Origin of the sequence: Azospirillum sp. BE72, assembly GCF_031455875.1 — a bacterium.
In the GTDB taxonomy this organism is placed as follows: Bacteria; Pseudomonadota; Alphaproteobacteria; order Azospirillales; family Azospirillaceae; genus Azospirillum.
In genome coordinates this window covers 316,804-330,576 of the sequence record NZ_JAVDTO010000002.1, presented here as the reverse complement: position 1 = coordinate 330,576, position 13,773 = coordinate 316,804, and the positions used below count along the sequence as shown (strand labels likewise).

Here is a 13,773-nt window from a genome sequence, read left to right as displayed (position 1 = left end):
GTTAGGGCGCTGAAAAGTTGATGTCGCGATGGTCATGCAACCGTTCCCTCTCCCCGCGGAGAAGGGGAACGGTTGCATGGGAGGGGGTGGGAGACTTACCCCCGCCGCAAATCCAGCGTCATCGGGAATTGCGGATTGCGTTCCTCCGCCGGGACGTCCATCGGGCCGGGGGTGTGGCCGAAGGGGAAGAAGCGGGCCAGACGGCGCCCCTCCGCCTCGTTGGCGTTGACCGGGAAGGTCTCGTAGTTGCGGCCGCCCGGATGCATGACGTGATAGGTGCAGCCGCCGATCGACCGGCCGGCCCAGCTGTCGAGGATGTCGAAGATCAGCGGGGTGTGGACGGGAATCGTCGGGTGCAGGCAGGAGGGCGGCTGCCACGCGCGGTACCGCACGCCGCCGACGAACTCGCCCTCCACCCCGGTTGGGATCAGCGGTACGCGCCGGCCGTTGCAGGTGATGACGTGGCGGGCGTCGATCAGGCCGCTGACGCGGACCTGCACCCGCTCCACCGAACTGTCGACATAGCGCACCGTGCCGCCGCCGCCGGGTTCCTCGCCCAGGACATGCCAGGGTTCCAGCGCCATACGCAGTTCCATGGTGATGCCGCGCTGGCTGACATGGCCGTAAACCGGGAAGCGGAAATTGAAGTGCGGCGCGAACCAGCCCTCCTCCAGCGGATAGCCGTGGTCGCGCAGATCCTGCAGCACGTCGGCCATGTCCTGCTGGACGAAGTGCGGCAGCATGAAGCGGTCGTGGAGATCCGTTCCCCAGCGCACCAGCTTGCCCTTGTAGGGGTGTTTCCAGAAGCGTGCGACCAACGCCCGCATCAGAAGCTGCTGGGTCAGGCTCATCTCCGCGTGCGGCGGCATCTCGAAGGCGCGGAACTCGACAAGGCCGAGCCGGCCGGTGGAGCTGTCCGGCGAATAGAGCTTGTCGATGCAGAATTCCGCCCGGTGGGTGTTGCCCTGCACGTCGACCAGCAGGTTGCGCAGCACCCGGTCGACCAGCCAGGGCGGGCAGTTGCCGCTCGCCGCCGCCTGATCGATCTGGTTGAAGGCGATCTCCAGCTCATAGAGCTGGTCGTCGCGCGCCTCGTCCACGCGCGGCGCCTGGCTGGTCGGGCCGATGAACAGGCCGGAGAAGACGTAGGACAGGGCAGGGTGGTTCTGCCAGTAGGTGATGAGGCTTCGCAGCAGGTCGGGCCGGCGCAGGAAGGGACTGTCGGCCGCGGTGGCGCCGCCCATCACCACGTGGTTGCCGCCGCCGGTGCCGCAATGGCGCCCGTCGATCATGAACTTCTCCGCCCCCAGGCGGGACTGGCGCGCATCCTCGTACAGGGCGATGGTGTTGCGCACCAGATCGTCCCAGCTGTGGGCCGGGTGGATGTTCACCTCGATTACGCCGGGGTCGGGGGTGACGGCCATGGAGTTCAGGCGCGGGTCCTTCGGCGGCTGATAGCCTTCGAGGACCACCGGCATCTCGAGTTCGACCGCCGTCGCCTCGATCTCCACCAGCATCGCCAGATAGTCCTCCAGCGTGCTCATCGGCGGCATGAACAGGTGCAGGCGGCCGTTGCGCGCCTCGCAGCTCAGGGCGGTGCGCACCACCCACCAGGCCGACTTGCCTTCCTCCGGCAGTTCGTCGCGGATCTCCGCCATGATGCGCTGGCGCTGGGCGATTCGCTTGTCGGTGTGGACGCCGCGGTCGGATTCCTGGACGGCACCGCGGATCTCCTGCCGGCGCTGGACCGGATGAGGGGGAAGCGGGCCGCGATCCTCGAACGGGTCGGTTTCCCAGGCATAGGGATAGTCGGACTTCGACACCCAGGGCAGGGAGCCGAGCGGCAGGCGGTAGCCGACCGGGCTGTCGCCGGGGATCAGCAGCAGCTTCTCCTGGCGCAGCGGCCAAGTGCTGGACAGCCAGACCGGCCCCTGCTGGGTCATGCGGCGGTTGATCGGCATGACGAAGCCCACCGGCTCCGCCAGGCCGCGGGTGAAGACGCGGGTCAGCCGTTCCCGCTCCTCCTTGTCGTCGAGCCTGCTGTTCAGCGGGTCGACATTGATGGGGAGCTGCGATTCCTTGCGCAGGTAATGCCAGGGGTCCTCATAGGCGCCGAGCACAAGGTTCGGGTCGAGGCCCAACCGCTTCGCCAGCGCCATCAGGAACACGCCTGCATCCTGGGCGGTGTGGCCGTAATCGGTGTCCTCGCGCGCCAGCAGATCGCTGTTGGACCACAGCGCCTCGCCATCGCGGCGCCAGTAGAGCGTCATCGCCCAGCGCGGCAGCGATTCGCCCGGATACCATTTGCCCTGTCCGAAATGCAGCAGGCCGCCGGGAGCGAAGCGGGCCATCAGCCGGTGGATCAGGTCGGCGGCCATCTTGCGCTTCTGCGGCCCCAGCGCGGTGGTGTTCCACTCGGCGCCGTCCATGTCGTCGATGGAGACGAAGGTCGGCTCCCCGCCCATGGTGAGGCGGACGTCCTCGGCCTTCAGATCCTCGTCGACCCGGTGGCCCAGCGCCTCGATCGACGCCCATTGCTGCGGGGTGTAAGGCTTGGTGACGCGCGGCGCCTCGTAGATGCGGGTGACCGACATCTCGTGGCCGAACTCCACCTCCGCCTCATCGACGAGGCCCGAGATGGGAGCGGCGGAGGAGGCGTCGGGCGTGCAGGCCAACGGAATGTGCCCCTCGCCCGCCAGCAGGCCGGAGGTGGGGTCCAGCCCGACCCAGCCGGCGCCGGGCAGGAACACCTCCACCCAGGCATGCAGGTCGGTGAAGTCGCTCTCCGGACCCGACGGGCCGTCCAGCGCCTTCTGGTCGGCGGTCAACTGGATCAGGTAGCCCGAGACGAAGCGGGTGGCCAGCCCCAGGTGCCGCAGGATCTGCACCAGCAGCCAGGCCGAATCACGGCAGGAGCCGGTGCGCTTGGTCAGCGTCTCCGCACAGCTCTGGATGCCGGGCTCCAGCCGGATGACATAGCCGATGTCCTGCTGCAGCCGCTGGTTCACCGCGACCAGGAAATCGATGGTCGGCGTTTTTTCCCGCGGAATGTCCTGCAGATAGGCGGTCAGTTCCGGCCCCGGCTCCTCCGTCTCCAGATACGGACGCAGTTCGCGCAACAGCCAGTCGTCGTAGACGAAGGGAATGTGGCTCGCCTTCTCCTCCAGGAAGAAGTCGAAGGGGTTGATCGCGGCGATCTCGGCGACCAGATCGACCTCGACGATGAACTCGCGCGTCTTTTCCGGGAACACGAAGCGGGCCTGGAAGTTGGACTGCGGGTCCTGCTGCCAGTTCAGGAAATGCTTCTTCGGCGTGACCTTCAGCGAATAGCTGAGGATCGGCGTCCGGCAATGGGGCGCCGGGCGCAGGCGGATGATCTGCGGGCCGAGGGACACCGGCCGGTCGTAGCGATAGATCGTCTTGTGATTCAGCGCGACGTGGATCGCCATGGAAAACCCCGCCTCATGCCTGTTCGATGATGTTCGCGCCACGGTTTGGTCCGGGGTCGCCGTTGCAACGGTAACACCGATAAATCCCGCCCGACAGGGCGGCCCGGCCCCGATCCTACCGCAGTTGCGAAAAAGTCACGAAGTTGCTCATGACATGTGCTGCGGCTTTCTTCCGTTCGCGTTACCCTTTATATCCTGAGCGAATGGGGTATCGCTGCGGCGGGGTCTCGTGTCTGGATGGTGTCGGTGGCGGCTTCTTCGATATTGGGCGGCAACCGTGGGGCGGATGGTATGGGCGACGCAGGCAATGGCGGCGCCGGACGGGGCGTCGTTACCGGGAAATATTTCAATTTCAAGCCGCTGCCTCCGCCGGCGGACATATTGGGCAACCCGCTGGTGGTGCCCAACCTGCCGACGCACAAGCTGCCGAAGGAGACGTTCGGCAGCCGGGTGAAGCGTTTCCTCGCCCGGCTGAACCTGGGCAGTCAATCGGCGGAAACCCGGCTGCGCTGGAAGCTGTACGACACGATCCAGGCGACCATGGCGTCGCTGTCGCCCGCCGTGACGCTGGTGGCGGAAAGGCGAGCGCCGGCGAAGCGGAAAAAGCTGTCGGTCCCGGTCGTCGTCGTGCGCCATCCCTATCACCTGCGCCATGTGTTCGAGATGCTGCCGAACATCCCCGACGCGCTGGCGGTGGAGCGGCGGTTCATCGAACTGCTGATGACCCGCGCGCTGAAGCGGTATGGCGAGCAGATGGCCTTGATGAAGGGCAGCGCCTTTTCCTTCGAACATGAGGCGCGGGAGTATTTCTTCGCGGGCTTCAAGCTGGAAAAGCAAATCAAGAAGGTCAATAGCCCGGACGAAAAATTCGCAGCGCTTCAGGCGATCCATACGAATTATTTCCATGGCCGAAATTATTATTATTTCGCGCTGCTGAGGCGGGAGAAGCTGGCGCCTGACAACAAGCTGTTCATGCTGTTCGCCCGTGCGGTCTATTTCATGGCGCGGATCGATTGGAACGGCGAGCTGTTGGAGAAGCCGAACCCGCGCGCGTTGCCCAGCCGCGACGACATGCTGTTTTTCGTGGAGCGTGACAAGTCGGTCATGACGCGCTATCGCACCGACCAGGATTTCCAGCGTCAGGTCAAGGCCGTGCTGGAAGCCTTCCCCGCTTCGTGACCTCCTGCTTCACCATTACCCAAGGTTTCCTGCCATGCGTGCCCTGTCCCTGGTGAGCGGTCTTCTGGCCGCCGGCTCCATGCTCGCGGTTCTGGCGCTCGCGGTTCTGGCGGCGGCTCCGGCGTTGGCTGAGACGCCGGTCCCGGAGGCCTCGGCGGCGAACTGCGATTCGGCGGAGACGCCGTCGGCGCAACTGCTGTGCCGCGACGCCGGATTGGCGGCTGCCGGTGCGGCGATGGAGGCGGCGCTGGCGGCGCTGGGCGCAACCACCGACGCCACCGGACGGGCGGCGATCGAGGCGGGCCAGACCGTCTGGAGGGCGCGACGCGACGATGCCTGCCCGGTGACCGCCGCCGACCTTGCCGATGCCAAGGCGACCAAGTCGCGCACCGACTGCCTGCTGCGCGTCACCCGCCAGCGGACCGCGGCGCTGGAGGCTGAACGCCAGGCGCGGTCGCGCCCTGTCGCCGATCTGCCCCTGGCCGTCACCGGAGCAGCCGCGCCGCGGTTCGTGGCACCGCAGAAGACGGTGCCGCCGATCAACCGCAAGGCAACGCTGTCGGCGTTGGCCGGGCGCTGGGCCAAGGCCGATCCGAACGACCGCGCTGCCATCGACGATTGCCGCACGTCCTATCTGGAGATCGGTGCCGACCGGACTCTGACCGCCGTCGATGCGCGGGTGCCCCAATTTCCACTGACCGGCCTGTTGCCGGCCGATGGCGACCCGGTACAGGAGGTGCCCGTGCAGCCGCTGCCGCCTGCCGAAGGGGTGACGGAAGCGGCACCCGCGCCGCTGGCGAGCTTGCGTCTGCTGCCCGCCGACTCGGCGCGCTTCGACCGGCTGATCCTGCGCATGGCCGCTCCGGCCACCTTCGCGGCGGAATTCGTCCGCTGCCGCTGACATGTGTCGGTGCGAGCCGAAACGCTCGTACCGGCAATCCCGGCTGACATGCCGTTCACACGGTGGGAATGGTACCGCCATCGATGACGTATTCTGTGCCGGTTATGGTCGCGGCACGATCGGAAGCGAGAAAAGCGATGAGGTTGGCGACATCTTCCGGCTTGGATGGCCTGCCGATGGGGATGCCGCCGAGCGAGTCCATGATGATCCGCTTGCCGCCTTCGTAATCGGTGCCGGCGTCCTTCGCGAGCCGCTCGGCCAACCGGACCGCCGCCTCGGTTTCGATCCAGCCGGGCGAAACGCGCACCACGCGCACGCCCTTTGGCGAGACCTCCTTCGAAAGGCTCTTGCTGTAGGTCGAGAGCGCGGCCTTCGCGGCGGCATAGGCCGTCGTTGACTCCGGCAACGGCAGCGCGCGTTGGATGGAGGTCACATGGATGACCACGCCATGGCCCTGCGCCACCATCGCCGGCACGAGTTCGCGGTCGAGCCGGATGGCGGGCATCAGATTGAGATCGAGTTCCTTGCCCCATTCCGCGTCGCTCAGCGCCGCGAATCCACCTGCCGGAGCGGAGGAGCCACCCAGCATGTGAACGATGACATCGACTCCTCCCAGACGCTCGCGCACCGCCGCGGCGAGCGTGGCGCACCCCTCCGCGGACGTCAGATCCGCGGAGACGAACATCCCGTCGTCGAAGCTGTCCGGACGGGACCGGGCGGCGGTCAGCACACGGGCGCCGAGTTCGCGAAACAGCGCGACGGTGGCCGCACCTGCGCCGCGCGTGCCTGAGGTGATGAGCGTTCGCTTTCCTTCGAGACTGATGAACGGGGTCATGGATTGTTCTTCCTGATCGGGATTGCTCGGTCCCGCAAAGGTAAGCCTGGACGCATGTTCCGATAATCGGGATAAAATGGGATGTGGAATATCGATACGCGGGACAATGTACCGGGCTGACCTGAACGATCTGGATGCGGTCATCGCCATTGCGCGAAGGGGTTCGTTTCGCGCCGCGGCGCTCGACCTGGGCATGTCGACGACGGCGCTCAGCAATGCGGTCGGAAAACTCGAATCCAGCCTCGGTGTCCGTCTGTTCAACCGAACGACGCGGAGCGTATCGCTCACCAATGCCGGCCGGGTGTTCGTCGAGCAGGTCGGTCCGGCGTTGCAGGATGTTCACGGCGCCCTGGAAGCCGTGCGGTCGCAGCAGACGATCCCGTCAGGCACGCTGCGCATCAACGCCTTCGCCACGGCGGCGCGCGAGATCCTGTCGCCGCTGGTGCTGGAGTTCCTGCGTCGTCATCCGCAGGTGCATGTCGACCTTGTCACCGAAGGGCGACTGGTGGATATCGTCGCCGAGGGATTCGATCTTGGTGTACGGGTGGCCGATCTCGTTCCAAGCGACATGATCGCGATCTCCCTGGGGCGCCCGCAGCGGTATGCCGTTGTCGGGTCGCCGGCCTATTTCGCGACGCATGATCGGCCGCGCGTCCCGCCTGACCTGCTCAATCACCCGTGCATTCGTGTCCGCCTTCCGAACGGCGCCCTTTTCCGGTGGCAATTCGAGAAGGACGGGCAATCGGCGCAGATCGACGTCGATGGACCGATCACCTTGGACGAGGCCAGCCTGGCGCGAATCGCCGCCCTCGAAGGCGTGGGTCTCGGATTCTTCATGGAGTCGGACGTGCGGGCCGACATCGAGGCGGGCCGTCTCGTCCGCGCGCTCGATGACTGGACGCCGCCGCGTTCCGGGCTCTGCCTCTACTATTCCGGACGGCGCAATCCGTCGGCCGCCTTCAGGGCCTTCATCGGCTTGGCCCGCGAACTCGGTGCAAACGGAGGTTCCCCAGGTTCTTGATTCCTAGGTTCCTGACACGAGGAATCGCACGGTCATAGACAGCCGTTCTCCCGCCGGCAGGGCGATGACGCCGGCATCCGCCTCCTGCGGGCGGTTCAGCGCGTCGGTCATGTGGCTGACCGGCTCCAGGCACAGATAGGGCTCGTCGGGCGGGGCATAGACGATCAAGTGGCCGACCGGCCCGTCGGCGATCATGGTCAGGCGCAGTCGCTCTTGCGGGCGGTCCAGCGTCGCCGTGCCCGACCATCCCGTGAAGCCGTTGTCCAGTGCGACACGGTCCATGACCACGCCGTGGCGAAAGTCCCACGCAGCCGGCAGGGCGCGGCGGCGGGACGGCAGGATGGTGTCGTCATTGTCCCAGACTGCGCGTAGGTCGGCGGTGACGATGCTGCCCGGCGATTTCGCGAAATAGGGATGGAGACCCAGCCCGGCCGGCATGTCGCTGTCGGACTCGTTGATCAGGTCGAGGGTGACGGTCAGTCCGTCGCTATCGAGCGCCACGGTCTGCGTCGCGCGGTAGCTCCAGGGCCAGTCGTCGGCGCGGTGAGCGAAGCCCATGCGGAGCGCATCGTCGGCCACGGCCTCGACGGTCCAGGGGGTTGACCAGCCATGGCCGTGGATCCGGTGCGGCGAACCGGGATCGGTGGCGAGCACGACCTCCCGCCCCTGAAAGACGAACCGGCCGCCGCCGATGCGGTTGGAAAAGGGTACCAGCGGGAAGCAGGCCATGTCCGGGGCGAAATCGCCGGCCAGCGCACCGTCGGAAGCGGGGCGGAACAATTCGACCGGACCGTTCGGGGTCGACAGGCTCCAACTCGCCAACGAACCGCCGATATGCGGAGCCGCGGCGAGAGTCATGGCCCCGTGCCGCAACGCGATGATGGTGCCGGTCCGGATCATGCGTTTCTCCCATCGTCAGCGTCCTGTTTTTTATCGCACATGCGAAGACCGAAAGGAACGGCCGCCGCCGGTGGCGCAACGCTGACACAGTTTCTGTGTGTTTGACGAAAAATGCGGGTATCGTACACCCCTCCTTTACCCTCCATCGGCGACGATGGGGCGCAAACCGGGGTGCGTGCAGCCGCGGTTGTCAACGCGGGGAGCGCCCCGTTGTTGCAAATCGCCTTGCGTGCTCAGGCCTCGGGGGGCATCTGCAGGAAAGGTCGGGAGTGTCCAGTTCACCGCTCAGCCGCGCGATGCCGCCATCTCAGGCCGCCATGGGCTCGCTCGACGAGGCGGAACTGTGCGGCGCCCTGGCGGATTACCATGCGCTGCCGGCGCGGATGGTGATCGGCGTCGCGCTGCGTCCTTATCTGGACCCGCTGTGCCTGACCCCCACCGAACTGATCCATCTTGCCAAGCCGCTGAAATCCTGCCTGGACCAGGGGGCGCTGGTGGAGTCCGCCATCACCAGGGTCGCCGCCGTGCAGGCCCGTGCGCCGGGGCAGGAGCAGCCGAGGCGACGTCAGGCCATCCGCAACGCGGTGGATGAGAGCTGGGCCAGGGCGCGCGCCGCCCAGGCCGCCTTTGCCGCCATGCCGCGCGGACGCCGGCCGGTCGACTGGCTGCTGTCCCAGGGAACCTCGACGCCGACCGGCGACGCCGAGTACGATCTGCGGGTGGCGGTCTCCCTCGAACTGGCGGAGATCAAGAGCTGGGGCGGCAAGCTGGACCGGCTGCTGGAACTGCACCAGTGGGACCGGGACGAGCGGCTGGCCGCCGCGGTCGACGGGGTGATCGGCGATATCCTGGCCTCCGCCGCCGCGGGAGCGGACCTGTTCGGTGCCAACCTGTTGCCGGGAACCCTGCTGTCCACCCTGTGCGACATGCTGTTCGGCCGCATCGGCATGGAGGCCATGGGGCCGAATCGAATCGGCGTGCTGAACGCCCTGTTCCGGCAGGGCAAGCTTCCAATGGCGAAGGCCGCCGTGCTGGACCGCATCCGCCGGCAGTTGAAGGCGCCCCAGCCGTTGGGCCGCGGCGCCTTCGACCAGGAGGCGGAACTGCTGAAGACGCTGACCGGACATCTGCTGACCCGCGACGGGCTGATCGGCGGGGCGGCGATGGCCGATGCGTTGACCGTGCGCTATTCGCGCCGGCTGGAGCAGGGCGGGGCCAGCGCCTATCGCCGCTCCATCATCGGCCTCAGCGAAGGGCAGCCGGACCTGATCTGCCGCATCCACTATCTCACCCGCGTCGCCGCCACCCCCGCCGGGGAGCGCCATGCGGACGAAATCCTCGCTTCGTTGGACGCCGCGGTCGGCAACGAGCTGCTGATCGAGAATATGCTGGTGCAGACGCCGGACACGGCGCTGCTGGAGCGCGACTTCGCCCGCGCGCTGGCCGCCGTCCGCTCCGCCCCGCTGCCGGCCGATGCCTGCGAGCGGATCGCCGCCCGCGCCGAACGCTCCGTCGACGAGTATGTGAAGACCGGCCAGCTTGCCGCCCGGCTGAAGCAGGTGGAGCCGGTGCTGCGCCGTCGCACCATCCGGCTGGCGGAGGTCGCCTGCTCCGGACTGATCCGCGAGGACGGCGCCCTGCCGTTGGTGCGGCAGCACATCCTGGAGATCGTTCGCCAGCCGCAGTTCCAGGCCGAGATCGCCCAGCCCGACAGCGACGTCGCCCAGGCCGAGGTGCGCCGGCTGCTGCATCTGCTCGACCGTCTGCGCCAGATGGCCACCGCGCCCGCTCCGCCGCCGGTGGCGATGCCGGGGCCGGTGCGGGGTGCGCATCAGCCGGGTCCGCGCAGCGCCGATACCGTCTGCAATCCGGCCGCCGTCGCCATTACCGACATGCCTGCCGCGAACCGGGCCCCGGCGGACACTGTTCTGGTCGGCCCGCCGTCTGCCACGGCCCCTGTGACGGCCGCGGAAGAGCTGTGCCCGAGCTGCTACTCGGCCCGCGGATCGGCCCGCGGACCGAGCGCTCCCTGCACCGGCTGCGGCTTCCCTGCGAAGTCGGACAACCGGCCGGGGGTGCATCTGGCGCCCGGCACGCTTCTGCATGGCCGCTACCGTGCCGGGCGGGTGCTGGGGCAGGGCGGTTTCGGCGCCACCTATCTGGGCTGGGACGACCGGCTGCGGGTGAAGGTGGCCATCAAGGAATATTACCCCGCCAACCTGATCGCGCGGCTTCCCAATGCCGCCGCCGTTTCCCCCTTCTCCGACGAGCATGCGGAGACCTTTGCCGCCGGCCTCACCAAGTTCCTGGAGGAGGCGCGGACGCTGGCCCGCCTGCGCGAGGTGCGCGAGATCGTCGGCGTCCAGGACTTCTTCGAGGAGAACGGCACCGCCTATCTGGTGATGGAGCTGCTGGAAGGCCGCACCATGAAGAAGTATCTGGCCGATTGCGGCGGGCGGATCGACGTGAGGCGGACGCTGTCGGTGGTGACGCCCATCGCCAAGGCGTTGCAGGCTATCCACGAGCAGGGGCTGATCCATCGCGACGTCAGCCCGGACAACATCTTCCTGACCAACGGCGGCGACCGCAAGCTGCTGGACTTCGGCGCGGCCCGGCAGACGGCCCGCCCGGGCGCCGGGATGACGGTCATCCTCAAGCCGGGCTATGCCCCGCCGGAGCAGTATTCGAACGAAGGGCGTCAGGGCGCGTGGTCGGACGTGTATGCGCTGTGCGCCACGATCTATCTGGCGCTGACCGGCCGCACCCCGCCGGATGCCACAGCCCGCTTCATGAACGACAAGGTGCCGAGGCCGTCCGAACTGGGGGTGGCGCTGCCGCCGGGATTCGAAAAGGTGCTGATGTCCGGGCTGGCGATGCGCTGGCAGGACCGGCCGCAGTCGATGAAGGATCTGCTGCGCGCGATGACCGCGGCATTGGCCGGCGGCTGACGGTGGCGTGACTGGCAGTGGCGTGACTGGCAGTGGCGTGAATTGGGCATGAAAAAGGGGACCGGCGCACCGGTCCCCCGTTTCTGGTCCGCTGGAGCGATGCCGTTATTTGGCGTCGGCAGCGACCTGCATCTTGATGATCTTGTCCGGGTCGGTGACCTGACCGTTGCGGGACTGGCTGCCCTTCTTGATCATGTCCACGAACTCCATGCCCTCGACCACCCGGCCCCAGACCGTGTACTGGCGGTCCAGGAAGTTGGAGGGCGCGAAGCAGATGAAGAACTGGCTGTCGGCGCTGTCCGGATCCTGGGCGCGGGCCATCGACAGGGTGCCGCGGATGTGCGGGGCGCTGGAGAACTCGGCCTTCAGCTTCTTGCCGGAGCCGCCCATGCCGGTGCCGGTCGGGTCGCCGGTCTGGGCCATGAAGCCGTCGATGACGCGGTGGAAGACGACGCCGTCGTAGAAGCCCTGGCGGGTCAGTTCCTTGATGCGGGCGACGTGGTTCGGCGCCAGGTCGGGCCGCAGTTCGATCACCACGCGACCGTCCTTGAGGTCGAGGTAAATGGTGTTTTCCGGATCCAAGGCCTTCGCCTCCCCTTGCGAGACTGTAAAGAACGAGACAGTGAAGATTGTGGCGAACAAGGCCGCCAGCAACGCGCGGGTCCACCGCTTCATGCGAAACACTCCGATGAGCCGAAATCCGCGCCCCGGACCATAGGGGAAAAGCGGGGGAATGCAAAGCCGCGCTGGCGGGGGGTGGCGATCCGCCAAAAGTCACGGATGACGGACGCTTGTCCGGGTGTTCATCGTGCCAAGGACATGGCAAGCCATTCGGATCGCAGAAGCGGGAAGGGGACGGCGGGTGAGGCTGGGACGGGCGATGGCGGGAACGGCGGCGGTTGCGGTGACGCTGGGCGTCGTCGGCCTTGGCGGTGCCATTCTGGCCGGTCCCGCCCTGATCGGCGGGGTGGCGACCGAACTGCTGCGCGACTCCGGCTTCGCCGGGGCTGAGGTCACCGTCACCGGATTGCGGATCGCCGACGGCTGGGACGGGCTGCGGCTGGAGTTCACCGCAGCCAGCGGTCCGTTGGAGGCCGCGGCAAAGACGCTGGAAGTGCCGCTGGCCGGCCGCGTCACGCTGTCCGGTGCGCTGCGGGTGGGGATGGACGGCGGGACGCTGATCGTCAGCCCCGATGGCTGCCTGCCGGCCGTTGTGGAGAAGCTGACGGTCAGTGGCCAGGCGCTGGTCCTCCCGCAGGAAGCGGCGGTCTGCGCCGCGCCGGATGGACCGCTGCTGCGCTGGTCGCCATCGGCGATGTCCATCGCTGCGGAGGTGAAGGCCCCGCGGCTCGACGCACCGGCCATCGGCCTGCGTGCCGACCAGTTGGTGCTGCGGCTGGGGCAGGATGGGAAGGGGCGGCAGGCGGACGCCATCGTCGCCAAGCTGACCAACACCGCCAAACCGGCACCGGTCGTGCCGCTCGCCGTCACCCTCCGTGCCGTTCAGGAGGGGGAGCAGCCCTGGTCCATCGCCGGCACCGCGAGGGATGCGCCGGGCCTCCTGCAGGTCACGCTGAACGGCAGCCACGATCAGACTGCCGGCGCCGGCCGGGTGGAGGTGGTAGCGAAGCCGATCGCGCTGGCTCCGGACGGGCCGGGACTGGCCGCCATTTCGCCGCTGGCGGCGACATTTCTTCAGAAGGCCTCCGGCACCCTGTCGGGCAAGGCGACAATCGCCTGGGACGCCAAGGGCATGACCACGGCCGGGCAGGCGACGGTAAAGGGGCTGGCCGGCGTCGCCGGGCCGGTGACCGTCGCCGGTGTGGCCGGATCGGTCACCCTGTCGAGCCTGTCGCCGCCGGTGATCCCGGCCGGGCAGAAGCTGTCCATCGGCCTGCTCGACGTCGGCGTTCCGCTGACCGACGGCACCCTGCTGTTCGGCTATGGGCGCGACGGGCGGCTGGACGTGGGCCACGCGGAATGGCGCTGGGCCGGCGGTACGCTGCGCGCCGATCCGTTCAAGCTGGCGCCCGCCGCGCCGAAGGGAACCGTCACCCTGCATGCCGAGGGGATCGATGCGGCCAAGTTGCTGGAGCTGATCGCCGTCGACGGGCTGGAGGCGAGCGGCAAGCTGGCCGGCACCTTGCCGGTGGTCTTTGCAGAAGACACGGTGACGCTGAACGGCGGCGTGCTGGAATCCGCCGCGCCCGGCACCCTGCGCTATGATCCCGCCAATCCGCCCGCCGCGCTGAAGGGGGAGGAGGGAAGCCCCACCGCCATGCTGATGGGTGCGCTGACCGACTTCCGATACGACAGCCTGCGGATCACCATTGACGGGCAGGCCGGCGGCGAACTCAGCGCCGGCTTGTCGCTGCGCGGCGCCAACCCGTCATTCTACGATGGCTATCCGGTTGCGCTTAACCTTAAGCTGTCCGGCGCGCTCGACCGGATTCTGCGCCAGAACCTCGACGTCTATCGGATCCCCGACACGCTGCGGGACCGCATGACCGGCTTCGACCAGAAGGACCCCTGATCGCCAC

General features: G+C 67.8%; 9 protein-coding genes. 5 read left to right on the top strand and 4 right to left on the bottom strand.

Features of this window, described 5'->3' with window-relative positions:
- Positions 1–95: 95 nt before the first annotated feature.
- On the bottom strand, positions 96–3,449 hold the full coding sequence (locus J2Y49_RS07675; RefSeq protein WP_310113781.1) for a transglutaminase family protein: 3,354 nt from the start codon (positions 3,447–3,449) through the stop codon (positions 96–98).
- 291 nt (positions 3,450–3,740) lie between these two features.
- On the opposite strand from J2Y49_RS07675, the gene J2Y49_RS07670 reads away from it, so the two are divergent.
- Complete coding sequence (locus J2Y49_RS07670; RefSeq protein WP_310113780.1) at positions 3,741–4,628, top strand: hypothetical protein; 888 nt, start codon at positions 3,741–3,743, stop codon at positions 4,626–4,628.
- A 34-nt stretch (positions 4,629–4,662) separates the two neighbouring features.
- Positions 4,663–5,529, top strand: a complete 867-nt coding sequence (locus J2Y49_RS07665) for a lysozyme inhibitor LprI family protein (RefSeq protein WP_310113779.1) — start codon at positions 4,663–4,665, stop codon at positions 5,527–5,529.
- A gap of 55 nt (positions 5,530–5,584) precedes the next feature.
- Here the strand turns inward: J2Y49_RS07665 and J2Y49_RS07660 are convergent, their stop codons facing one another.
- Positions 5,585–6,364, bottom strand: coding sequence for an SDR family oxidoreductase (locus J2Y49_RS07660; protein WP_310113778.1), 780 nt, complete (start codon positions 6,362–6,364; stop codon positions 5,585–5,587).
- A gap of 106 nt (positions 6,365–6,470) precedes the next feature.
- Between J2Y49_RS07660 and J2Y49_RS07655 the strand changes: the two genes are divergently transcribed.
- The gene (locus tag J2Y49_RS07655) at positions 6,471–7,385 is read left to right on the top strand and encodes a LysR substrate-binding domain-containing protein (RefSeq protein ID WP_310113776.1); all 915 of its coding nucleotides are present in this window, start codon (positions 6,471–6,473) and stop codon (positions 7,383–7,385) included.
- A gap of 3 nt (positions 7,386–7,388) precedes the next feature.
- Here J2Y49_RS07655 and J2Y49_RS07650 read toward each other — a convergent pair whose 3' ends face one another.
- Positions 7,389–8,285 carry an aldose 1-epimerase gene (locus J2Y49_RS07650; RefSeq protein ID WP_310113774.1) on the bottom strand — a complete coding sequence of 299 codons (897 nt, stop codon included), beginning with the start codon at positions 8,283–8,285 and terminating at the stop codon, positions 7,389–7,391.
- A 269-nt stretch (positions 8,286–8,554) separates the two neighbouring features.
- On the opposite strand from J2Y49_RS07650, the gene J2Y49_RS07645 reads away from it, so the two are divergent.
- Positions 8,555–11,233 carry a serine/threonine-protein kinase gene (locus tag J2Y49_RS07645; RefSeq protein WP_310113772.1) on the top strand — a complete coding sequence of 893 codons (2,679 nt, stop codon included), beginning with the start codon at positions 8,555–8,557 and terminating at the stop codon, positions 11,231–11,233.
- Positions 11,234–11,338: 105 nt separating this feature from the next.
- Here J2Y49_RS07645 and J2Y49_RS07640 read toward each other — a convergent pair whose 3' ends face one another.
- Entirely contained in the window at positions 11,339–11,908 is a 570-nt protein-coding gene (locus J2Y49_RS07640; RefSeq protein ID WP_063634395.1) for a peptidylprolyl isomerase, read from the bottom strand.
- Positions 11,909–12,095: 187 nt separating this feature from the next.
- Between J2Y49_RS07640 and J2Y49_RS07635 the strand changes: the two genes are divergently transcribed.
- Positions 12,096–13,766 carry a YdbH domain-containing protein gene (locus J2Y49_RS07635; RefSeq protein ID WP_310113770.1) on the top strand — a complete coding sequence of 557 codons (1,671 nt, stop codon included), beginning with the start codon at positions 12,096–12,098 and terminating at the stop codon, positions 13,764–13,766.
- The last annotated feature ends 7 nt before the right edge of the window (positions 13,767–13,773 follow it).

Excerpts from the sequence above, each read along its gene's own strand:
- J2Y49_RS07660 (WP_310113778.1), bottom strand. The coding sequence starts at position 6,364 with ATGACCCCGTTCATCAGTCTCGAAGGAAAGCGAACGCTCATCACCTCA.
- J2Y49_RS07665 (WP_310113779.1), top strand. The coding sequence starts at position 4,663 with ATGCGTGCCCTGTCCCTGGTGAGCGGTCTTCTGGCCGCCGGCTCCATG.
- J2Y49_RS07650 (WP_310113774.1), bottom strand. The coding sequence starts at position 8,285 with ATGATCCGGACCGGCACCATCATCGCGTTGCGGCACGGGGCCATGACT.
- J2Y49_RS07655 (WP_310113776.1), top strand. The coding sequence starts at position 6,471 with ATGTACCGGGCTGACCTGAACGATCTGGATGCGGTCATCGCCATTGCG.
- J2Y49_RS07670 (WP_310113780.1), top strand. The coding sequence starts at position 3,741 with ATGGGCGACGCAGGCAATGGCGGCGCCGGACGGGGCGTCGTTACCGGG.
- J2Y49_RS07675 (WP_310113781.1), bottom strand. The coding sequence starts at position 3,449 with ATGGCGATCCACGTCGCGCTGAATCACAAGACGATCTATCGCTACGAC.
- J2Y49_RS07640 (WP_063634395.1), bottom strand. The coding sequence starts at position 11,908 with ATGAAGCGGTGGACCCGCGCGTTGCTGGCGGCCTTGTTCGCCACAATC.